Source organism: Martelella sp. AMO21009 (assembly GCF_053484295.1).
The window spans coordinates 275,958-296,764 of record NZ_JBAKFR010000001.1 but is presented as its reverse complement, the minus strand read 5'-3'; the positions used below and the strand labels follow the sequence as shown (position 1 = coordinate 296,764).

Here is a 20,807-nt window from a genome sequence, read left to right as displayed (position 1 = left end):
ATGAGGTTCTATCGGGCGATCACTTGGACGACTTGAAGCCGTAGCGCTCGACGCGCTCCATCGCGTCGACCAGTCGCGGCCGGCTGTCGTTGTAGCTTTCATCGCCGACCCAGCCGTTCACCAGGCCGTTGAAGCCGAGCACCCGCTGCTTGCCCTGGTAGGGAACAAGGGTGACCTCTTTCTCATCGCCCGGCTCGAAGCGGAGGGCGGTTGTCGCAGGAATGTTCAGGCGCTTGCCAAAGGCCTGTTCACGGTCGAATTCCAAAGCGGCATTGACCTCGAAAAAATGGAAATGCGAGCCGACCTGGATCGGCCTGTCGCCGGTGTTGCGCACCTTGAGCGTGGTCGTCGGATAGCCGGCATTGATCTCGATGTCGCCCTTGCCGAGGACCAGACCGCCGACCGGGGTTTTCTTTTCATTCGCCATGTTCAGGCCCTCACTGGATCGGATCGTGGATGGTGACGAGACGGCTTCCATCGGTGAAAACGGCCTCCACCTGCACGTAAGGGATCATGTCGACGACCCCTTCCATCACATCGTCGCGCGTGATTTCCTTGCGCGCGATTTCCATGACTTCCTCGACGGTCTTGCCGGCGCGCGCGCCATTGAGCGCAGCCACGGAAATGAGCGAGACGGTTTCGGGGTGGTTGAGCTTCAGGCCCTGATCCTTGCGCTGCTGCGCCACCTGCGCGAGCGTGTAGATCATCAGCTTGTCGATCTCTCGAGGCGTGAAATGCATATAAATCTCCCCTGTCACAATGGCTGGATGCGCACCGGCGTGATCTTCAGAAAAACGTCGTGGTCGACGATACCCGCCAAGGCAAAATACTGAAAAGTAACGATTTTATCTCTTCCACCCGGTTCCGGAGACGTTTCCGGTGCCCAGAAGAAGCCGCTTCGATCTGAAGTCCCGCTTTGTGAAAAAGAGGATATGAGCAACCTATTGCGCGATAAACTGTCAGGATTGACAGTTGTTAAGTCTTGCGAACGGAGGCACTCTTGCTAATCTGTGGCTGGCATCCATTTTTGCGAACGCGCCCAAGGCGACCGCCACGGGCGACGGGTCTGCGACCGCCAACGGCCTTCTCACGCGTAAAGCAGTCCAGGTTCGGCAATGCACTTCATTGATTTTGGGGGAAGAGGTCGAAGCGCAGCCGTGATGGCGCTGGCCATTATCGCGCCCTGGGTCGCAGGCATTGCCTCCGGCGAGACCGGGCACGGCATGGTGGCTTCCTTCGGGGCCTACCTGCTTGGCGTGTCGTTTCCCCGCCTTCCGCCTTCCGGCCGCGTTCCGCTGTTGCTCGCCTCGGCCGTCGCCATCAGCCTGTTCGCAACGCTGGGCGCTTCCGTTTCGCTGGGATCCGGCCTGTTTTTCGCCGGCGCGGTGATCGCGGCGCTGGCGCAATGCCTCGGCGAATTGAAGGGCGGCTATTTTCGCCTGCCGATCGCCCTTGGCGCGCTCGCCTATTTTCTCTCGGTCGGTCAGGTGCCCGCCGGAGGGGTTCCCGCCTATGGGCTGAGCTTTCTCGCCGGAACGCTCTGGGCCGGCATTTTCGTCAGTCTCGTCATTCCCCTGGCCGTCTCCCCGCCCGAAAGCGGCCGGCTCGCCCTTGCGGCGGATCCCGGCCAGCGGCGGTTTGCCGCCGGCATGGTCGGCGTTGCGCTTGCGGGAAGCGGCATCGCAAGCTTGCTGCCCGGCGCGCATCCGTGCTGGCTTCCCGCTGCGGGCCTCAGGGTGATGAAGCCGACGCGGCAGCAGACGCTCTACCGTATGAAGGCACGAGGCCTCGGCACCACGCTCGGCGCCGCAGCCGGCGGGCTGATCCTCGGCCTCTCCCCCATCCCGTGGCTCCATGCCGCGCTTGTGGGTGGGCTCGTTTTCACGATGCTGATGATCGGCGCCAAGAAATACGCGCCGTGGTCCTTCTGCCTGACCGCGATCGCCCTGGCCTTCAATCTGCAGGCGGATGGCAGCGTTCTCGCGATCACGGCCAACCGTGTTCTGCTGACCATCGGCGGGATCGCGCTCGCTGCGCTGATATTGCCTTTGCTGGCAAACGCCGAGAAATCCTGAGCGACCGGCGGAAACGGTCAGGCGCCCTCGCCGCCGGGCTCCTTGTCGTCCACCGGGATGAGGACCAGCTTGCCGTGGAGCACATGGCGCTCGGTGATCACGTGGTCGGCGAGATGTTTCACCATGCGCGGCTCGCCCCTGAGGATCGAGACCTCCAGGCAGCGGTCATGGTCGAGATGAACATGGGTGCTGACGATCGAGAGGTCGTGATCGTGATGGAAGGTGTTCGTCAGCCGGCGCGCCAGATCGCGCGCTTCATGATCATAGACATAGCTCAACACGCCGATGCATTCCTCCACCGCGCCGCTGTCGACGAGGGTCTGCTGCATGCCGGCGCGCGTCAGGTCGCGGATCGCCTCCGAGCGGTTCTGGTAGCCGCGTTCACGAACGACCCTGTCCAGTTCATCCATCAGATTGTCGTCGAGGGTTACGGTGACGCGCTGCATGGCTGGTTTCCTTCATTGCTCCGCCACCCCTTGATAGCCGCCTTCTCAGCATTCGCCAACCGGGCAGCGAGGATCAAAGCGTGACGAGGCGGCCGGACAGGCGGGCGAGCAGCGGACGGTCGTGGCTGATGACCAGCATGCCGAGATTGCGTTTGCGTACCGCGCCGATGAGGGCGTCCCAGATCTGGGCCTGGGTCAGCGGATCGAGCGGCGCCGATATCTCGTCGGCGACGAGGTATCTTGTGCGCGGGCCGAGCGCGCGCAAAACCGCGATCCGCTGCAGTTCCCCGCCCGAGATTTCGTGCGGAAAGCGGTCGTACCAGCTCTTCGAAACGCCGAGCGCCTGCCGGGTCTCCTCGTCGGGCGTCCAGCCCTCGGCGATGATCCGGCCCACCGTCCAGCGCGGGTCGACGGCGAAGATCGGCGACTGGTGGAGATACTGCACCGCGTTGTAGCCCTTCGCATGGGCCTTGCCATCGACCAGCACCTCGCCGGAGGCCGGCCTGTGGTAGCCGGCAAGGAGCCGCCCCAGCGTCGACTTGCCGGCGCCCGACCGGCCGGTAAGGCCGACGATCTCGCCCGGGCCGATGGCAATGTCGACCCCGTCGACCACCGGCGCGCTGACGCCGTAGCCGAAGCAAACGCGCCTCGCCTCAAGCATGGTCGCCGCCTCGAAACGCATTTTGCGGCAGGGCCTGCCACAAGGCGCGGGCATAGGCCGTGTGCAGCCCGCCTCCGCCGCCCGAAAAGCCGGCGGCGTCTTCCTCGCCTTCGAGCCGGCCGTCGCGGATGAGGCAGACCCGATCGGCATAGGCAAGCGCCGATGCGAGCGAATGCGTGACCAGCAGAACGCCCTTGCCATCGCCGGCAAGCTTGCGAAGCCGCGCCAGCACGATATCGGCATTGTCGTCGTCGAGGCCGCTGGTGGGCTCGTCCGCGACGATCAGGTCCGGATCGCCAATGGTCGCGATCGCCATCAGCATGCGCCGCGCCATCCCGCCGGAAAGCTGGTGGGGAAAGGCGTTGCCTGCCTCCCGGCCGAGCCCGAACTGCGCGAGGGTCGCTTCAAGGCGGGCATCATCCGCCGGCGCTCCCGCCCGCCGTGCCGCCCAGCGAAGCTGGCTGATGCAGCGCGCCATCGGATCGAGATGGCTCACCGATTGCGGCATCAGCGCCATGCGCCGTCCCAGCAGGGCCGGCCGGCTCGGCTCATCGACCACCCGTCCTTCGAAGCGGATCGCACCGGAGGTGCAGGCATTGGGCGGCAGCACGCCGAACAGCGCATGGGCGATCAGGCTCTTGCCGCCGCCGGAAGCGCCGATCAGGGCAACCACCTCGCCGCGCCGCACGGAAAAGCCGATGCCGCTGACGACCGGCACCTCCCGCATCGAAAGCAGGCCGCTGTAGCGGCGAAAGCCGATGCCGAAATCGTGGAAGGAAAGAAGCGTCATGTCTCTGCCGTCCTTGGATCGAGGATCAGACGAACGCCGTTGCCGACGGCATCGAAGCATAGCACCAGCGCCAGCAGACAGAGGCCGGGAAACAGGCCCAGCCACCATTTCCCGGCGGTCAGGTAGCGCATCGAATCCGCCAGCATCACGCCGATCGCCGGCCGCGTCGGATCAAGGCCGAACCCGAGGAAGGTCAGGCTCGCCTCGTGCAGGATCGCATGCGGAAACATCAGCACCAGGCCGACCAGCATCTGCGGCAGCAGATGCGGCAGGATGTGGCCGAAGGCGATCGACGCCCAGGACCTGCCGAAATGGCGGGCCGCGACGACATAGGGCGCCTGCCGGATCTGCAGCACTTCGGCGCGCAATATCCGCGTCAGGCGCGGCCAATGTGTCAGCGCGACTGCGAGCGTCACGGCAACCGGTCCGCCGCCGAGCGCAAAGCAGATCAGGATCAGCAGCACCAGATGCGGCAGGCCGATGGCGGCGTCCACCAGAAGCGACACCAGCCCGTCGGCCCACTTGCCGCCGACGATGGAGACGATCGCCAGAACCGTGGCGATCAGCACCGAACAGGTCGAGGCCACAAGCCCGACCCAGAGGCTGGTGTTGAGGCCCTTCAACGTGCGCGCCAGCATGTCGTGGCCCATCTGGTCGGTTCCGAACCAGTGCTGCCAGTCCGGCGGCGACAGCCGGGCGGCGAAATCGGGGGCGACCCCCGCCGCCCCCGCCATCTGCACGGCAAGGGGAACGAACAGGATCAGCGCCAGCCCGAGCGCGGCGACCGAGAGCGTCCAGACCCGGTTGCCCATGCGCGGCAGGATCATCGGTTCCGGCGCCGGCGCGTGGAGGGTTTCAGCCATGCGCGCCTCCCGCCGTGAATTCCGCTTCCCGTATCCTCGGATCGACGCGGTGATAGAGCATGTCGGCGATCATGTTGCCGACCGACACGAACAAGGTGAGGAACAGGGTAATGGCGAGCAGCAGCGGCACGTCGCCCCGCACGCCTGCGGCCACGGCGGCCTGCCCGAGACCCGGATAGGCGAAGACCTGTTCCGCCAGGATCGAGCCGCCAAACAGTTCTCCCAGCGAGGCGAACAGGATGGTGATCGCCGGCAGCGCCGCGTTGCGCACCCCGTGCCGGAGCACGACGTCCCATTTGCCCGCGCCCTGGGCGCGGGCGTAAAGGGCGGCGTCAAGCTGCAGGATCTCGGCGATCTTGGCCCGCGTGTGCAGCGCCACCTGCGCCACGCCGAGCAGGGAGAGCGCCGCGAGCGGCAGGGCGAGATGCTGCAGCCGCTCGGCGAAAGTGACATCGGCGGGCACGACGCCGAGCGGTCCGGCGCAACAGACCGGCGCCCAGCCCAGCTCGACCGCGAATACGATCAAGAGCAGGATCGCGATCCAGAAGGTCGGCGCGGAGGAGAGGAAATAGGCGTAAAGCCGGATCACCCGGTCGGCCCAGGAACCCGGATGCGCGCCCGCGACGACGCCAAGCGCAAAACCGAAAATGCCGGAAAACAGCCATGCCAGCCCGACGAGCGGCAGCGAGGTCCAGAACCGCGCGGCAATCACCTCGGAAACCGGTGCATTGTAGATCATCGAATAGCCGAGATCGCCATGCAGGAGGTTGCTCACCCACAGCGTGAACTGCGCCAGCGGCGGCTGGTCGAGCCCCCAGCGCGCCGCGATCAGGGCGCGCTGTTCCGGACCGACGCGGGCGATATCGATACCGAGATAGGCATTGACCGGATCGACCGGGGAGATTTTGGCGAGCGCGAAGGCGACGACGGCCACGAGAATAAGCACGGCCGCAAGCCGCGCGAGGCGCGTCGCCACCAATCTCGGGACGGAGCTCAAGCCGGGATTACTCACACGTCCATGTCCAGTGTTCGATCATGGCGGTGATCGGCCATCCATGGCCGTGCGGCTCGATCTGGGTCTCGCCAATATCGAGGCATTCATTGACGAAATAGACGTGATCGAGATTGACGAGCCAGGCCCAGCCGGCAAGGCCGCGCGCGGAAAACCCCGTCTGCCCGTCCCATTCCGCCGCCTGCCAATGGGGATAGGACGCCTCGAGGCTTGCCGATTGCTGGGCATCGGCGAAATGGGCATCGACGGTTTCGTCGGAAAAATAGCCGGGATTGTAGAATTCGATGCCGCCCCAGGCAGAATTATAGAGGCTGTAGACTTCGAGCGGGCTGTGGCTGCCCCAGCCGAACATCACCGGCTCTCGGTGGTCAACGCGGCCAATCTGCTCCCAGGTCGCGCCCAGCGGCCGGGCGGCAATGCCCAGCGACTTCAGTTGTTCGGCGGTGACGACGGCAAGCGCCTGGCGCACGGAATCGGAAGCGGGATAATAGATGTCGAACGTGGCCCTCACGCCGTTGCGGGTACGGATGCCGTCATCGCCGACAGTCCACCCGGCCTCGTCCAGCAGTGCGCGCGCGGCATCCGGATCATGGGCGATGGCGGCCTCGGGATTGGACCAGGGCAAACCGTCCGCCGGTCCATAGGCCGGGCGGCCATAGCCGTTCAGCGCCACCTCGACGAGCTGCTCCCGATCGACGCCGAGATTGACGGCGCGGCGGATGGCGAGGTCGGACGTCACGTCGTTGCCCACCGTCTCGCCGTTCAACTCGCCGGGCGCGGTCATGGGAAAGGAAAGACCGCGATTGTCGACGGAGGGCACGATGACCTTGCGGAACCCGTCAATGTCGTCATCCGCCATCAGTGCCGGAACCGAGACCATGTCGACCTGGCCGGTGCGGGCCGCGGCGAGACTGGTGTCCTCGCCCGAGAACACGAAGGTCAGACGTTCGAATTCAGGCTTCCGGCCATAATAATCCGGATTGGCCGCAACGATGAGCTGCTCACCTTCCGTCCAGGAGACCATTCTGAAGGGGCCGGAGCCGACCGGGTTGCGGGCATAGCCGGGCCCATAACCGTCCGACGGCACGATGCCCAGCGAATAGAAATTCTCCGAAAATGTCACCCAGGGGCGCTTCAGGCGGATCTCCACCGTCAGGTCGTCGATCGCCTCGGCGCTGTCCATCACCGTCAGATCGAGCGCGCCGCCCGCTTTGGCCGCCGCGTTGAAGGTGAAGGCCACGTCCTCGGCCGAAAGCGGCGTGCCATCGCTGAAGGTCACGCCCGGCCGCAGCGTGATGGTCCAGACCAGCCTGTCATCGGAAAGTGTCCACGCGCTGGCGAGGTCGGGAACGGTTTCAAGGGCCGCATCGCGCTTCAGCAGGGTCGATTGAAACAGCGGATGGCCATAGCGCCCCCAACCCAGCAGCGGATCATAGCCGGTATCCGGCTCGCCGCCGATGGCAAGGATAAGCTCGGATTTGGCGGCGACCGGGACCGCAGCGGCAAGCACGCCCGATATGATCAACACGCCGGCCCTGAAAAATGTCATGAATGCCCCCGGTTCAATATGTAAGCAGTTTAGTACGAACGAGTATGACGTCAAGACAAAAACATCATACTTTTCCGGAGGCTGTGGGCGCGCCGGCCAGGAATCGGCACGCGGAATCGGACGTTGAAACCGCCGCGGCCATTGGAAGACCATCCGGCTCGACCCGCTTCAACAGCTAAACGATACCGTGCAGAAGAGGAAACTGTCAGAACGTACAGTCGGGCGGAAAAGACCGGAGACGCGGTGTTCCACATGGTCACGAACCGCCCCATACCCTGTCATCAAGGCGCGCCAAACGAATTCGCGTCACCGCGAACGGACCGGTCGCGACACGCCGACTGTCAGAATTGACAGTGATCAATCCGTAACATTAGGATGTTCTTATTTAGAGAGTTTTTTTTGGGGGGATACAATGTGCTAAAGTCGCTATCCAAAGACGTCACCAGAATCGCCTTTGCCCAAAGTCTTCCGGAGGTCAAGAGCGCCTTCACCCAAAGCGTGAACAGGCTGGGTTTCGTCGGCTACAACATCAGCATCAACAGATCGACCGTCTCCGAGTTCATGGAGAAGCCGACGCTGAGCACATTCACGACGAAAGAACTGGACACCTATGTCAACGACAGGTGGGCCGGGCGCGATCCGCTGATGGCGCATCTGGAGTTCAACAAGACACCGCTCTTGTGGCACCAGAAGAACTGGGACCTTCCAGATCAACAGGAATATTACGATTATGTCCGCTTCCAGGGGATCATGGGCGGGCTGACGCTGTCGCTGCCGGCGCTCAACGGAAAGGCCAGTGCGATTACGCTTCTGTCCATCGATCCGACGCCGCAGTCGCCAGACGTCATTCCCGAGGTCACAATCCTGTCGAGTGTGGCGGTGGCGCGCCTGGCCGCCTTCAAGGAAGGCCAGTTCACCGAATACGATCTCCGCCGTTTCAAATTGCTGTCAGACCTTCAGGTGGAAATCCTGAGTTGGATGGCCAAGGGCAAGACCAACGGCGAAATTTCGAGCATCGTCGGGCGCACCGAACGCGCCATCGCCTACCATGTGAGCGAGATTCTCACCAAGCTGGACGTCACCTCGCGGGCCCAGGCCGCGGCATTCTATGCCGCGATGGGGTTCAGCGATTGACGGGATCGACGCCGCCGCGCCTCAAGGACGCGACGGACGCATTGCCGCTTCAGTGATGGAAGCCCGAAGCCTCCTCCTCGGTAACCGATCTGGTTATCGGATGGGATTTGAAATAGTCCACCGACGCCTTGATATCGCGGATCAGCAGCGAGCAGAGATCGATGCTGACGCCGTTGCGCACCAGAATGCGCTGCACCGCCTGATCCTCGCAATTGGCGGGAAGCGTATAGGCCGGCACCTGCCAGCCGCGCGAACGCAGCCTGTCGGCGAGATCGAACAGCGTGTATTCGGTCTTCACCCCTTCCTTGAGCTTCCATGATACCGCCGGAATGCCGCGCTTCATGTCGCCGTCGAAGACGATATCCACAAGCCCGGTCTTTTCTAACTCGCTCGCCAGATAGGCAGCGCTGCGATAGCAGGCCTCATGCACCTTGCGATAGCCGTCGCGGCCGAGGCGAAGGAAATTATAGTACTGGCAGACGACCTGGCCGCCCGGACGCGAGAAATTCAGCGTGATGTCGCGCATATTGCCGCCGAGATAGTTGACCCAGAACACCATCTCCTCGGGCAGGTCCTTTTCCTCGCGCCAGACCACCCAGCCCACACCAAGCGGCGCCAGGCCGAATTTGTGACCGGAGGCATTGATCGATTTCACCCGCGGAAGCCGGAAATCCCACTCGAGCTCCGGCGCGCAGAACGGCGCGAGAAAGCCGCCGCTGGCGCCATCGACATGGATGGGAATATCGAGGCCGGTGCGCGCCTGCAGGTCATCCAGCGCATCGGAGACGGCCTTCACGGGCTCGTATTCGCCGGTAAAGGTGACGCCAAGCGTCGGCACCACGCCGATCGTGTTCTCGTCGCAGAGCTTCAGCACCTCTTCGGGCGTCATCAAAAGCCGGCCGTTTTCCATCGGGATTTCGCGGTGCTCGATATCCCAGTAGCGCGTGAACTTGTGCCAGCAAATCTGCACCGGGCCGGTGATCAGGTTGGGCTTGTCGGTGGGCTTGCCCTCAGCCTTGCGCCGCGCTTCCCAGCGCCGCTTCATGGCGAGGCCTCCCAGCATCGCGGCCTCGGACGAGCCGGTCGTCGAGGCCCCGGTTGCCGGCCCCTCGGGCGCGTTCCACAGGTCGGCGAGCATGCTCACGCAGCGCGCCTCGATCTCGGCGGTCTGCGGATACTCATCCTTGTCGACCATGTTCTTGTCGATGCAGTCGTCCATCAGCTGGTGGACTTCAGGCTCTTCCCAGGTCTGGCAGAAGGTGGCGAGGTTCTGACGGGCATTGCCGTCCATCATCAACTCGTCCTTGACCGCGGCATAGGCCGATCGCGGCGAACGGACCTTCTCAGGGAACTCCGATTTGGGAAGGACGGTCAGAAAATCTGCTGAACCGTAGGTTTCGTCATTCGGATCGAACAGCTCGTGCTCGGCGGATTTGTCAGCCACAGGTCTCTCCCCTAATCTGGAACCAGCAAAAGAAGTACCGAGCGGTTGACTTCGGGTCAAGGAGTGACGGTAAGCTGACACTGTCTGACGCTCGTCGTTGGCCGCGCTCGCGGCTTTCGAAAAACTTTAATGCTGGCGCGCTATTGCTGCGGCGCCGATGACCGGCAAAAGCGCCGCAAGGCCCATGCCGAAGGAAATGGGGACGACGAAATGACCGATATAGCCAGTTCCATGCTTGCGCCGGAACATCCTGTGGAAGCGATCTGGGACGCCGCGCCGCTGCTGCTTGCCCCCGACCTCACCTGCCCGGAGGCGACCGACCGCTTCGCCAGCCGAAGCGGCGCCTTTCACACCAGCGCCTGCGTGGTCGATGGCGGTGGCCGCCTGCTCGGCATTGTCAACCTCAGGGACTGCCTCAACGGCAAGGGCCCCATCGAAGCGGTCATGTCGACGAAGGTTCCCACCGTCAGGCGCGGCGAGGCCGGGGCCGAACGGACGGCCTATGACATGATCGACCGCGGGATCGACATCATGCCCGTGCTGGAGCGCGATGGCCGCGTGGCCGGCGTGGTTCATGCCGAAAAGGCCAACGCCTTTCTGGTCGAGGAACTGCATGAAGACGCCGATCGCTGGGTCGGCATCGCGGGCGGGGTGAAGGATGATTACTTCGATCACACCGTCTGGTCCGATTTCCGCCGGCGGGTGCCCTGGGTGCTGGCGCTTGCCGTGGCGGGCCTTGCCGCCGGCTATGTCGTCCACATCTACGAGGATGCGCTCGACGCGCTGGTGATCCTCGCCCTCTATATGCCGATGGTCGCCGATACCGGCGGCAATGTCGGCACCCAGTCCGCAAGCCTTGTGACGCGGGCGCTGACGACCGGCGACGTCAAGACGCGCGAGACGCTCTGGATATTATGGCGGGAGACGCGCGTCTCGCTGCTGATGGCCGGCACCTTGTTCCTGTTCGCCTTCCTGAAGGTCTTGCTGATCTCCAACGCCGCCGATGTGCCCGCCACGATGACGCTGGAGGGGATCGGCTTTGCGATCGCCATAGCGCTCGCCGCCCAGGTCATCTCCGCGACGCTGATCGGCGCGGTGCTGCCGCTTGCCGCCGTCGCCGTCAGGCAGGACCCGGCCGTCGTCTCTGGCCCAGCGCTGACCACCATTGTCGACCTCACCGGCCTGCTGCTCTATTTCACGATCACCGCCTCGATGCTCGGATTGGCGGCTCCCTGAGCCCGCGGCATTGATTTTCGGCGGCTTCGTCCGTAGTAAAAACACAAGGGGTCCGGCATTGATTTTCCGCAGGACGACAATTCACGACTTACCGAGGGCGGCGACAATGCGGATCGCGATTTACGGCGGGAACGGGATGTTTCCACAGCAAACGCTTGCAGATCCGCGCCGCATGCTGGCCGGTGCCCTGCGCGCGATCTTACTTTGCCTGCTGCTGTTCGCGGTCGCCGGTTGCGGAAAGCGGCCCGGAACCGAAGTCCTCTATCCGCATCCTAATGCCGCAGCGCCCGCGCGGACCGTGACGATCTATGTCGCAACCACGCGGGAGCCGGCCGAAAACCGAATAGAAGGGTACACGCGGGAGCGTGAAGACGAATTAAGCTATGCCGAATTCGTGATCTCGATCCCGCCGGACCATGTTCCCGGCGAGATCGAATGGCCGCTTTCCCGCAAGGCACGTCCGGACAAGGATTTCACCGTGCTTCGCCATGCGGCGCTCTCGCGGGCCGCGTTCGACAGCCGGATCGGCCGGGCCGCCCGCGAAAGCGGCAAGGCGGCGATGTTCGTCCACGGCTTCAATGTCAGCTTCCAGGAGGCGGTGTTCCGGATCGCGCAGCTTTCGGCTGATTCCAACATATCCGGCGTACCGATCCTGTTCTCCTGGCCCTCCCAGGCTCGCATCTTCGACTACGTGACCGACAAGGAATCCGCGACCTTCTCCCGCGACGGCCTGACGGATGTGCTGCAGCAGGTCACCGGCCAGCCGGGCGTGCGCTCGGTTCTGTTGTTCGGCCACAGCATGGGCGGCTGGCTGACCATGGAGTCGCTCCGCCAGCTCAGCCTCGAGGGCGACATCAAGGCGCTCAGGAAACTCAACGTCATCCTGGCCGCGCCCGACATCGACGAGGATGTGTTCGCTACCCAGGTCGAAGCCATCGGGCCGCTCGATCCGCCGATGATGGTTATGGTTTCGGGCGATGATTTTGCATTGCGCGTCTCCCGCCTGCTCCAGGGCAACCGCCAACGCGCCGGCCAATTCGACATCACCGATCCGGAGGTCGTGGAAGCCGCCAAGGAGATGAATATCCTGCTTCTCGACATCTCGTCGATCCCTGCGAGCGATGCACTGGGCCACAGCCGCTACACCGCCATGGCGGCGCTGTACAAGGAGCTGGAAGACAATGACGATCTGGTGAGCAGTGGCTTCCGCGAGGCCGGCGGCCGTTTCTTCGAGCCCGCGCAGGCCGCCGCGACACCATCGCCCTGAACGCACCGTCGGCATGTGCCGTTTCGGGATCGCCGCCTTGCAATCGCGGCGATCTTCCCAAACAATCGACTAAAAAAATCGTCACAGCATCGGGAGGAAGAAATGCGCGCCGGCTCCAAATACCAGCACCTTGTCCATCATGCAGGCTGTCCGTGCCACACGCCGGAGGTGATCCGGCTGAACGAGCGGCTGATGCAGGGCGTCAACCGGCGTTCGGTGCTGAAGGCCATCGTCGGGGCGGCTGCGGCCAGTGCGCTCGCCTCCGCCCCGGCCTTCGCGCAGGACGGCGAACGGGCGATCCTGTTTTCGAATGTCCGGGTGTTCGACGGCCTTTCCAATGCGCTGATCGAAGGCCGCAACGTTCTCGTGCGCGGCAATCGCATCGAAGCGCTAGTCCCGGTCAGCGAGGATGTCGCCGATGCCGATATCATCGATTGCGGCAATCGGGTGCTGATTCCCGGCCTGATCGATTCGCACTGGCATTCGCTGCTCTGCGCCATTCCGATGCAGACCGCCATGGCCGCGCAGGTGCCCTATGTCCATCTGGTGGCAGCGAACGAATCGGAGAAGACGCTGATGCGCGGCTTCACCACGGTGCGCGATGTCGGCGGGCCGTCCTTCGCCCTGAAGCGCGCGATCGACGGCGGCAAGGCGGTGGGGCCGCGCATCTATCCATCCGGGGCGATGATCTCCCAGACCTCGGGCCATGGCGATTTCCGGATGGAATACGAGATTCCGGCCTCCGACCAGAGCAATCTCAGCCATGCCGAGGAGGCCGGCATTTCCTCCATCGCCAACGGCGTTCCGCAGGTTCTGAACCGGGTGCGCGAACAGTTGCTGCTCGGCGCGAGCCAGATCAAGATCATGACCGGCGGCGGCGTCTCCTCGCTTTACGACCCCGTGCCGAGCCTGCAATTCACGCCGGATGAAATCCGCGCCGCGGTGCAGGCGGCAACCGATTGGGGCACCTATGTCTGCACCCATGTCTATACCGCAAAGGGCATTCGCCGCTCGATCGACAACGGCGTCCAGTGCATCGAACATGGCCAGCTCGCGGACGAGGAGACTGTGCGCATGATGCTCGACAAGGGCATCTGGTGGAGCATCCAGCCCTTCCTCGGCGGCGAATTCGCCAACCCGATGAGCACCGACAAGCAGCGCGGAGAGCAGCAGTTGATTGCCGAGGGCACGAGACGCTGTTTCGAATGGGCGCAGAAATTCAATTTCGAGCGCATGGTATGGGGCACGGACATCCTGTTCAATCCGGCCAAGACCGAAACGCAAGGGGCCCAGCTCGCAAGACTGTCCGAATGGTTCTCGCCGGCAGAGGTGCTGAAGCTCGCGACCAGCCGCAGCGGCGAGCTTCTGGCGCTGTCGGGCGAACGCAACCCCTATGACGGCCGGCTCGGCGTGATCGAAAGGGGCGCTTTCGCGGACATGCTGCTTGTGGATGGCAATCCGCTCGAAAATATCGCTCTGGTTGCAAATCCGGACAATTTCGCGGTAATCATGAAAGACGGCCGCATTTTCAAGAACAACCTGCATGGCTAGACAATTGGGGGCATATTTGAAGTCCGTTTTATTTGCCGTGTCGGCATTGGCATGTCCGATGGCGCTGACGGCGGAGGCAGCCGACCTGTCCGCCGCGCCGCCCGCGCTCCAGCCGGTCGCAGCCGTGGAAACGCCGGCCGAAGGCTGGCAATTCGAGATCACGCCCTATGTTTGGATGACCGGGATGTCTGGCGACGTGTCGCCATTCCGGCGGGCGCCCATTGTTCACATCGACAGCAGCTTCTCGGATATCCTCGAGGAGCTGAACATTGCCGGCTTCGCCAATGCCTGGGGGACCAACGGCGCCTTCGGCTTCTACGCCGACCTGATGTATGTCGACACCACCGCAGACGAGGCCTCCGGCCCGGTGGCGATACCGGCCTACGGCATCACCGTGCCGGGCATCAACGTCAGCGTCGACAGCAAGCTCTTTTCCGGCGCGCTGTTCGGCGCCGTGCGGCTTGCCGAAACCGATAACTTGCGCCTCGATGCGCTTGGCGGCCTCCGCTTCGCGCATCTCACCACGGAGGTCACGGCCACCATCCCCTCGGTTCCGCGCGCCTACAGCGCGAAGAGCGAATTCGGCTGGGTCGATCCCGCCCTCGGGTTCCGGATGGCCTATGATGCCAGCGACCGCGTCAGCCTCGTCGGCCAGGCCGATGTCGGCGGCTTCTCGGTGGGCTCGGACCTGACCTGGCAGGCGATGGCCACGGTCAACTACCGGATTACCAAAGCGACCGCGCTCTCATTCGGCTACAGATACATGTCCATCGACTATGACGATGACGGGCATGTCTTCGACACCGTCCTGCAAGGCCCGACGGTGGGGCTGAGCTTCCGGTTCTAGCCCCAGACTGTCAGCCCTGACGGTTGACAGTCTTTCCTGCTATGCAGGATAGTCGTTCCTGCGCCACAACCCTCGGGGGCGGAAAAATAACAAAACTGGGTGCTTGCGTGCGTATAACGGGTTCAATGCTTCTCCTCATGGCGGGAATTTTCACGCCGTTTCATGCGTTTGCGAGCAGCAGTCCCGTGATTCCCTTCTTCGGCGCCTATTTCCCGTCCTGGATCGCCTGTTCGCTGATCGGCATTGTCGGCGCGGTCGTCGTGCGTCTGGTGTTCATCAAGATCGGCCTCGACGATGTGATGCCGCTGCGCGTGATCGTCTATCTGTTCCTGGCGATCGCCATCGGGCTTGCCGCCTCCCTCATCCTGTTCGGACGATAGAGCCATGCTGAGCCCAAAGACTGCCGCCCTCGCCCTCATCCCCGTCATCGTCATCGGCGCAACCGCCTTTCTAGGCTGGAAGCACATGGCCCGGATGGGCGCCGATGTCCTGTCGCAGGATGCGACCCTGACGGCGCCGATCACCCAGATTTCCTCGACCGTTCCCGGGCGGATCTCCGAAATCCACGTCGCGGAGAACGACAAGGTCGAGAAGGGACAGCTGCTTTTCGAGATCGAGGACGAATCCTACCGCCTTCTCGTGGTCCAGGCCGAAGGGGACCTGAGGGCCGCCGAGGCGATGCACGAAAGCCAGAAGCGCAGTATCGAGGCGGAATCGGCCAATGCAGAGATCGCCCTCCAGCAGATCGAACGCGCCCGCGTCAATCTCGAACTCGCACAGGAAACCCTCGACCGCCTTTTGCCGCTCCAGCCCAAGGGCTACGTCACCGATCAGGAAGTGCAGGACGCGCGCACGGCCAAACGCGATGCCGAGGTATCGCTCGAACAGGCCTTGCAGCAAAGCAAGGCGGCGGACGCTCTGGTTTCGTCCTCGGAGGAAACGCTGGCCCTGATCCAGAGCCGGCAGGCGGCCCTCGACATCGCCCGGCGCAATCTCGCCAACACGAAGATTTACGCGCCCCATGATGGCCGAGTGGTCGGGCTGACGACATCGAGCGGCCAGTTCGTGGCTTCCGGCGCGCCGCTGTTCACGCTGGTCAACACCGGCGACTGGTATGCCTCGGCGCTTTACCGGGAGTCGGAGCTGGAAAAACTGCCGGCCGGCACCTGCGCCTCGGTTTATGTGATGGCCGACCAGTCCGTCGAGATCAAGGGCGTGGTGCAGGGCATCGGCTGGGGCGTCATCTCCGGCGGCGCGATCGACATTCAAAGCGCCCTTCCCTATGTGCCGAAGGAGCTCGATTGGGTCCGGATCGCGCAGCGCTTCCCGGTGCGAATCCAGCTCATCGATCCTCCTGAAAACCTGATGCGCATCGGCGCATCCGCCTCGACAGTGGTTCGCCATGGCGAGCACTGCTGAGCGCAGCGACTTCAGGCGGCGGTCCCACCGCCTGATCGATGATCTGATGCCGTTTCCCGGACGGCTGCGGCTGTCATTGTCGATCGGCGCGATCTGCGCGATCTCGACAGTGCTGTCGATGATGTACCATTTTCCGGAAGCCGCCATCGGCTGCTACCTCGTGATCTTCCTGATGCGCGCCAACGCCGCCGAAAATGTCGTCACCGGCATCGGCATCATCATCGCGGTCAGCCTCGTCGTGTTCCTGCTGATCGGCATCATCAACCTCACCATCGACTTTCCGCCGGCGCAGATCGCGGCGATCGTGATCGCCTCGTTCATCTTCCTCTATCTCGATTCCGCCACCAAGGCCGGCGAGCAGGCCGGCATCGTGGCGCTGGTGATCGCCTTCGTGCTGACGCTGCTCGGCAATGTGCCGATTGGCGAGATTGCGACCCGCGCCGTGCTCTATGCCTGGGCGATGGTGTTCGTGCCGATGGCGGTGATGGCGGTCTACAATCTGCTGTTCGGCATCCCGCCGCAAAAGCTGTTGCGCGAGGCCATAGCCGAACGGCTGGAGCGATCCGCCGATGCTCTGGAAGGACGGGAAAACGCCCGCGAAAATCTGATGGACCTCATCGGCGAGGGAACCGCCGAACAGGAAAAGCGGCTTCTGCTGATCAAGCTGCTCTCCATCCTTCGCGGCCGGGCCTATGAATTTCTGGAGCGGACGCAGTCCCACAGCTATCGCCTGATGCTGGCCGTCTCGGCCCTGCCGGAGGAAGACCCCGCGGCAGATGCTGGCCCGGCGCGGCAACGGCTTGCGGGAAACTGCCGCGCGCTTGCCGCGGCGGTGCTGGCCAGGAAGGACCTCCCCGAACCTGAACCCGCTGCCGACCTGCCTTCCGAGCTGGAGCCGGTCGCCGGCGCGCTCATCGACATCAGCCAGACAACGCCGCTTGAAAAGGGCGCCCCGGTTGACGATCCGCCGGTCGCGCCCGACATTTTTTCCCATCCGCGCCACCTGCATTTCGCGCTGAAAACGACGCTGGCCGCCGTCACCTGCTTCTTCATCTATACGTCGATCGACTGGCAGGGCATCCACACCGCGATGATCACCTGCTATGTCGCGGCGCTCGGCACCACCGGCGACACCGTCCACAAGCTGGTGCTGCGGATCACCGGCTGCCTGATCGGCGCGTTTTTCGGCCTGATCGCCATCCTGTTCGTGATCCCGCAGCTTGATTCGGTCGGCGGACTGGCTTTTCTGATCTTCGCCGTCGTGTCGCTTGCCGCCTGGGTTTCCACAGGCAATGAGCGCATTTCCTATGGCGGCGTCCAGATCGCGCTCGCCTTCCTGCTGACCGTGATCCAGGGCTTTGGTCCCGGCACCAGCCTGAGTGCCGCCGGCGACCGCATTGTCGGCATTCTGCTCGGCAATGCCGTCGTCTATGTGATCTTCACCAATATCTGGCCGGTCAGCGTCAAGGACGAGGTGAAGCGGCGCACGGCGGCGGCAATCGCCAAGCTGAAATCGCTCGCAAACGCTGACCAGCCGGTGCGCCAGGCCTCCACCGGGCTCGTCGCGTCGATCCAGACCGACCTCGGCGTCATCCGGGAAGCGGTTGACATGGCCTCCTATGAACCGCGACATATGCGTCCGGGGAAAACCGAGCGTCAAACCTATCGCCGCGACGCCGCCATGCTGGAGGACCTGTCGCTGGCGCTGTACTTCAGGCCCGTGGTCGATGCTGAGACGCAATCCCGGCTGGCTGTCGCGGAGCGGCGTATCGATGAGGGCGAGACCGCCGCAACGGAGGAAACGGCCGGGATGGGACAGGCGGAAACGGGAGAGAGCCGATGACACGACATCTGATGCCTGCCCTCGGCCGCGGCGCGTTTCTTGCCATGATGCTGGCGCTTTCCGGTTGCGTAGCCGACACGCTCGCGCTCGCCCCGCAATCGCCTGATGCGCAATGGCAAGCCGGCGATTCCGCCGGCGAGATGCGCCGGCAGGCCGAGGCAAGCGGCGCGCTGGCGCTGACCGCGCCGGCGGTCGACGAGAGCCGGCTCTACAGCCTGCCGCAACTGATCGACCTCGCCCAGCGCAGCAACCCCGATACCCGCGTCGCCTGGGAACAGGCCCGCCAGGCAGCGCTCGCCGTCGGCATGGCGGAGGCGACCTACCTGCCGGTGATCACCGCCAATGTCATCGGCGGCAGCAACAACAATGCCGCCGAACTGCCGATCCCGATCGGCGGCAGCGCCTATTTCAATTCCAACATCAATGGCGTCGTGCCGTTCATGGCGCTGCAGTGGCTGGCCTTCGATTTTGGCGGCCGCAGCGCGGTGGTGGAAGGGGCCAAGCAATTGTCGCTCGCCGCCAACTACCAGTTCAACGCCACCCACCAGCGGCTGATTTTCGAGGTCACCAGCGCCTTCCACGATTACAACGCCGCCCGCGCCCACAGCCGCGCCGCCGGCCAGGCGCTTGCCAACAGCCGCACCGTCTATGACGCGATCAGGGCCCGACGCGATCGCGGGCTCGCCACCTCGGTCGACCTCGCCCAGGCCGAGCAGATCGTGGCGCAGGAGGAATTGCGCGTGGTCCAGGCGCGCGGCAGCGAACAGGATACCTATCAGGCGCTGCTCGGGGCGGTCGGCCTCTCGCCGATGACCAAGCTGAAGATCGAGGACACCAAGGATCGCAGTCTTCCGCGCGCCTCCAGCATGCCGACCGAGACGATGATCGAGATCGCGCTGGCCAACCGGCCCGATATCTTCGCCGGCTACGCAGCGCTCGAGGCGAGCCGTCAGGGCGTCAAGAAGGCAAAGGCGGACTTCATGCCCAAAATCGGGGTCTTCGGGACGCTTTCCACCTATCAGACCGAGCTCGACGCCGCCGGCCTGCCCGCAGTGGAAAACAGCGGCCTCAACGGCAACATCATGTTCGGCGCCACCATCCCGCTTTACGACGCCGGCATGCGCGACGCCAACCTGAAACAGGCGCAGAGCCGGGTCGAGGCCGCGGAGCGCAATTTCGATCAGTTGAAGGATGCCGCCGCCCGCGAAATCGTGGTCGCCTCCAATGCGCTGACCACCGCGATCCAGGCCAATGATTCCGCCGTCAAGCTGCGGCAGGCGGCCTACAAGACCTATGATTCGGCGCTGGAATCCTACCAGAATGGCGTCGGCACGGTTTCCGCGCTGGCCACCGCGCAAAACGGCCTGCTCGACGCCCGGCTCGCCGAGGGCGATGCGCGCGAGGCGGCATTCACGGCCGCCGCCAACCTCGCCTTCGTGCTCGGCACATCGACCAGCGCGATACCGGCCGGGACATCACGATAACAGAACGCCAGTTCCGGCACTATGACCGGAACAGACAGCCGAGAAGAGAGAAACCCATGCACGCCCGCAATTCGATCCCCCGGTGGAGCCTGTTGCTGCCCCTCGCCGCTCTCGCATGGGCCGCGCTGGAAATCACGGGCGTGCTGCACGACACCGCCATGCTGTTCGTGTTGCCGGCGATCCTGCTTCTCGGCGGCTCGGTGTTCGCCTCGGTGCTGCATGCCGAGGTGCTGGGCGCCAGGCTCGGCGAGCCGATGGGCTCGATCATCCTCGCCTGCTGCGTGACGCTGATCGAGGTCGCGCTGATCATCTCGATCATGCTGTCCGGCATCGAGGGCGGGGAAGACGTCGCCCGCGACACGGTGTTCGCCGCGGTGATGATCGTGCTGAACGGGATCATCGGCCTCTGCCTTGTGCGCGGCGGCCGTATCTATCACGAGCAGAGCTTCAAGTTGCCAGCCGCCTCTGCGGCGCTCGCCGTGCTCGGCACGCTGTCGACGCTTGCCTTCGTGCTCCCCAACTTCGCGATCTCCGGCGCGGACAGGCAATATTCCTGGGCGCAGCTTCTGGTGATCAGCCTGTGTTGCCTGACGCTTTACGGCGTCTTCCTGTTCGTACAGACCGTGCGCCACCGCAACTATTTCGTCGATGAGCCCGATGGCGCGGTCGCAGCCGGGGAAGACTTCTTCCCCGAGCACCCCGAAAAGCCGTCCGCGCGGATGACCGCGATCAGCGCCGTCATGCTGCCGGTGTCGCTGCTGGTGGTCATTCTGCTCGCCGAGGCGCTGTCGCATCCGCTCGATCGCGCCATCACCGCAGCCGGCCTGCCGCATGCGCTCGTCGGCGTCGTGATCGCGGCGCTGGTGCTGTTGCCGGAAGGCATTTCCTCGGTGCAGGCGGCGGCGCGAAACCGGATCCAGCAGAGCATCAACCTGGTGCTGGGCTCGGCGCTTGCCAGCATCGGCATGTCGATCCCGATCGTGGCGCTGGTGTCTATCTTCATCGGCCAGCAGATCACCCTCGGCCTCGAGCCGGAACAGATGGTGATGCTGCTTCTGACGCTGTTCGTGAGCACGCTCACGCTTGGCACGGGACGGACGACGGTGCTGCAGGGCGCGGTGCACCTCGTCATCTTCGTCGTCTTTGTCTTGCTGACGCTGGTGCCCTGAAAACGGAGTGAATGCAT

At 64.0% G+C, this 20,807-nt stretch carries 20 protein-coding genes; 11 read left to right on the top strand and 9 right to left on the bottom strand.

The window, feature by feature from the left end; genetic code table 11:
* Nucleotides 1-19: 19 nt before the first annotated feature.
* Both V6766_RS01400 and V6766_RS01395 read right to left on the bottom strand, forming a co-directional pair.
* Nucleotides 20-427 (bottom strand): urease subunit beta, encoded by a 408-nt coding sequence (locus tag V6766_RS01400; RefSeq protein ID WP_448462888.1) that lies wholly within the window; start codon nt 425-427, stop codon nt 20-22.
* 10 nt (nt 428-437) lie between these two features.
* Nucleotides 438-740, bottom strand: a complete 303-nt coding sequence (locus V6766_RS01395) for an urease subunit gamma (RefSeq protein ID WP_026173120.1) — start codon at nt 738-740, stop codon at nt 438-440.
* A gap of 420 nt (nt 741-1,160) precedes the next feature.
* Between V6766_RS01395 and V6766_RS01390 the strand changes: the two genes are divergently transcribed.
* Nucleotides 1,161-2,075 carry an FUSC family protein gene (locus V6766_RS01390; RefSeq protein ID WP_448462886.1) on the top strand — a complete coding sequence of 305 codons (915 nt, stop codon included), beginning with the start codon at nt 1,161-1,163 and terminating at the stop codon, nt 2,073-2,075.
* A 17-nt stretch (nt 2,076-2,092) separates the two neighbouring features.
* Here V6766_RS01390 and nikR read toward each other — a convergent pair whose 3' ends face one another.
* The 6 genes from nikR to V6766_RS01360 all read right to left on the bottom strand — a co-directional run bounded on the left by nikR (nt 2,093) and on the right by V6766_RS01360 (nt 7,396).
* Nucleotides 2,093-2,521 carry a nickel-responsive transcriptional regulator NikR gene (nikR, locus tag V6766_RS01385; protein WP_448462884.1) on the bottom strand — a complete coding sequence of 143 codons (429 nt, stop codon included), beginning with the start codon at nt 2,519-2,521 and terminating at the stop codon, nt 2,093-2,095.
* A 73-nt stretch (nt 2,522-2,594) separates the two neighbouring features.
* A complete protein-coding gene (locus V6766_RS01380) occupies nt 2,595-3,182 on the bottom strand; it encodes an ABC transporter ATP-binding protein (protein ID WP_448462881.1) in 588 nt (195 codons plus the stop codon).
* The gene (locus V6766_RS01375; protein WP_448462879.1) at nt 3,175-3,972 is read right to left on the bottom strand and encodes an ATP-binding cassette domain-containing protein; all 798 of its coding nucleotides are present in this window, start codon (nt 3,970-3,972) and stop codon (nt 3,175-3,177) included. Before V6766_RS01375 ends, V6766_RS01380 begins: the two co-directional genes overlap by 8 nt.
* Entirely contained in the window at nt 3,969-4,835 is an 867-nt protein-coding gene (locus tag V6766_RS01370) for an ABC transporter permease (RefSeq protein ID WP_448462877.1), read from the bottom strand. Before V6766_RS01370 ends, V6766_RS01375 begins: the two co-directional genes overlap by 4 nt.
* The gene (locus V6766_RS01365; protein WP_448462875.1) at nt 4,828-5,811 is read right to left on the bottom strand and encodes an ABC transporter permease; all 984 of its coding nucleotides are present in this window, start codon (nt 5,809-5,811) and stop codon (nt 4,828-4,830) included. The genes V6766_RS01370 and V6766_RS01365 overlap by 8 nt, the downstream gene beginning before the upstream one ends.
* Before the next feature lie 28 nt (nt 5,812-5,839).
* Nucleotides 5,840-7,396 (bottom strand): ABC transporter substrate-binding protein, encoded by a 1,557-nt coding sequence (locus V6766_RS01360; protein ID WP_448462873.1) that lies wholly within the window; start codon nt 7,394-7,396, stop codon nt 5,840-5,842.
* 414 nt (nt 7,397-7,810) lie between these two features.
* Between V6766_RS01360 and V6766_RS01355 the strand changes: the two genes are divergently transcribed.
* Nucleotides 7,811-8,530: a helix-turn-helix transcriptional regulator gene (locus V6766_RS01355; RefSeq protein WP_448462871.1), complete on the top strand. Its 720-nt coding sequence runs from the start codon at nt 7,811-7,813 to the stop codon at nt 8,528-8,530.
* 49 nt (nt 8,531-8,579) lie between these two features.
* Here V6766_RS01355 and V6766_RS01350 read toward each other — a convergent pair whose 3' ends face one another.
* Nucleotides 8,580-9,974 (bottom strand): glutamate decarboxylase, encoded by a 1,395-nt coding sequence (locus V6766_RS01350; protein WP_448462869.1) that lies wholly within the window; start codon nt 9,972-9,974, stop codon nt 8,580-8,582.
* Between the two features lie 210 nt (nt 9,975-10,184).
* Here V6766_RS01350 and V6766_RS01345 point away from each other — a divergent pair, with 210 nt between their 5' ends.
* From V6766_RS01345 to V6766_RS01305, 9 genes are all read left to right on the top strand, one after another.
* Nucleotides 10,185-11,210: a magnesium transporter gene (locus V6766_RS01345; protein ID WP_448462867.1), complete on the top strand. Its 1,026-nt coding sequence runs from the start codon at nt 10,185-10,187 to the stop codon at nt 11,208-11,210.
* A gap of 136 nt (nt 11,211-11,346) precedes the next feature.
* Nucleotides 11,347-12,477, top strand: a complete 1,131-nt coding sequence (locus tag V6766_RS01340) for an alpha/beta hydrolase (protein ID WP_448462865.1) — start codon at nt 11,347-11,349, stop codon at nt 12,475-12,477.
* Nucleotides 12,478-12,579: 102 nt separating this feature from the next.
* The gene (locus V6766_RS01335) at nt 12,580-14,028 is read left to right on the top strand and encodes an amidohydrolase family protein (protein ID WP_448462863.1); all 1,449 of its coding nucleotides are present in this window, start codon (nt 12,580-12,582) and stop codon (nt 14,026-14,028) included.
* Nucleotides 14,029-14,044: 16 nt separating this feature from the next.
* Entirely contained in the window at nt 14,045-14,875 is an 831-nt protein-coding gene (locus tag V6766_RS01330; RefSeq protein ID WP_448462861.1) for a hypothetical protein, read from the top strand.
* A 185-nt stretch (nt 14,876-15,060) separates the two neighbouring features.
* Entirely contained in the window at nt 15,061-15,255 is a 195-nt protein-coding gene (locus tag V6766_RS01325) for a YtcA family lipoprotein (protein WP_448462859.1), read from the top strand.
* Between the two features lie 4 nt (nt 15,256-15,259).
* A complete protein-coding gene (gene mdtN / locus V6766_RS01320) occupies nt 15,260-16,294 on the top strand; it encodes a multidrug transporter subunit MdtN (protein ID WP_448462857.1) in 1,035 nt (344 codons plus the stop codon).
* Nucleotides 16,278-18,137 (top strand): FUSC family protein, encoded by a 1,860-nt coding sequence (locus tag V6766_RS01315; RefSeq protein ID WP_448462855.1) that lies wholly within the window; start codon nt 16,278-16,280, stop codon nt 18,135-18,137. The genes mdtN and V6766_RS01315 overlap by 17 nt, the downstream gene beginning before the upstream one ends.
* Complete coding sequence (locus V6766_RS01310; protein WP_448462853.1) at nt 18,134-19,621, top strand: TolC family protein; 1,488 nt, start codon at nt 18,134-18,136, stop codon at nt 19,619-19,621. The genes V6766_RS01315 and V6766_RS01310 overlap by 4 nt, the downstream gene beginning before the upstream one ends.
* 56 nt (nt 19,622-19,677) lie before the next feature.
* A complete protein-coding gene (locus tag V6766_RS01305) occupies nt 19,678-20,790 on the top strand; it encodes a calcium:proton antiporter (protein ID WP_448462851.1) in 1,113 nt (370 codons plus the stop codon).
* Nucleotides 20,791-20,807 lie beyond the last annotated feature (17 nt).

Coding starts and splice junctions, on each gene's coding strand:
- V6766_RS01400 (WP_448462888.1), bottom strand. CDS start 427: ATGGCGAATGAAAAGAAAACCCCGGTCGGCGGTCTGGTCCTCGGCAAG.
- V6766_RS01395 (WP_026173120.1), bottom strand. CDS start 740: ATGCATTTCACGCCTCGAGAGATCGACAAGCTGATGATCTACACGCTC.
- V6766_RS01390 (WP_448462886.1), top strand. CDS start 1,161: ATGGCGCTGGCCATTATCGCGCCCTGGGTCGCAGGCATTGCCTCCGGC.
- nikR (WP_448462884.1), bottom strand. CDS start 2,521: ATGCAGCGCGTCACCGTAACCCTCGACGACAATCTGATGGATGAACTG.
- V6766_RS01380 (WP_448462881.1), bottom strand. CDS start 3,182: ATGCTTGAGGCGAGGCGCGTTTGCTTCGGCTACGGCGTCAGCGCGCCG.
- V6766_RS01375 (WP_448462879.1), bottom strand. CDS start 3,972: ATGACGCTTCTTTCCTTCCACGATTTCGGCATCGGCTTTCGCCGCTAC.
- V6766_RS01370 (WP_448462877.1), bottom strand. CDS start 4,835: ATGGCTGAAACCCTCCACGCGCCGGCGCCGGAACCGATGATCCTGCCG.
- V6766_RS01360 (WP_448462873.1), bottom strand. CDS start 7,396: ATGACATTTTTCAGGGCCGGCGTGTTGATCATATCGGGCGTGCTTGCC.
- V6766_RS01345 (WP_448462867.1), top strand. CDS start 10,185: ATGACCGATATAGCCAGTTCCATGCTTGCGCCGGAACATCCTGTGGAA.
- V6766_RS01340 (WP_448462865.1), top strand. CDS start 11,347: ATGTTTCCACAGCAAACGCTTGCAGATCCGCGCCGCATGCTGGCCGGT.
- V6766_RS01335 (WP_448462863.1), top strand. CDS start 12,580: ATGCGCGCCGGCTCCAAATACCAGCACCTTGTCCATCATGCAGGCTGT.
- mdtN (WP_448462857.1), top strand. CDS start 15,260: ATGCTGAGCCCAAAGACTGCCGCCCTCGCCCTCATCCCCGTCATCGTC.
- V6766_RS01315 (WP_448462855.1), top strand. CDS start 16,278: ATGGCGAGCACTGCTGAGCGCAGCGACTTCAGGCGGCGGTCCCACCGC.
- V6766_RS01310 (WP_448462853.1), top strand. CDS start 18,134: ATGACACGACATCTGATGCCTGCCCTCGGCCGCGGCGCGTTTCTTGCC.
- V6766_RS01305 (WP_448462851.1), top strand. CDS start 19,678: ATGCACGCCCGCAATTCGATCCCCCGGTGGAGCCTGTTGCTGCCCCTC.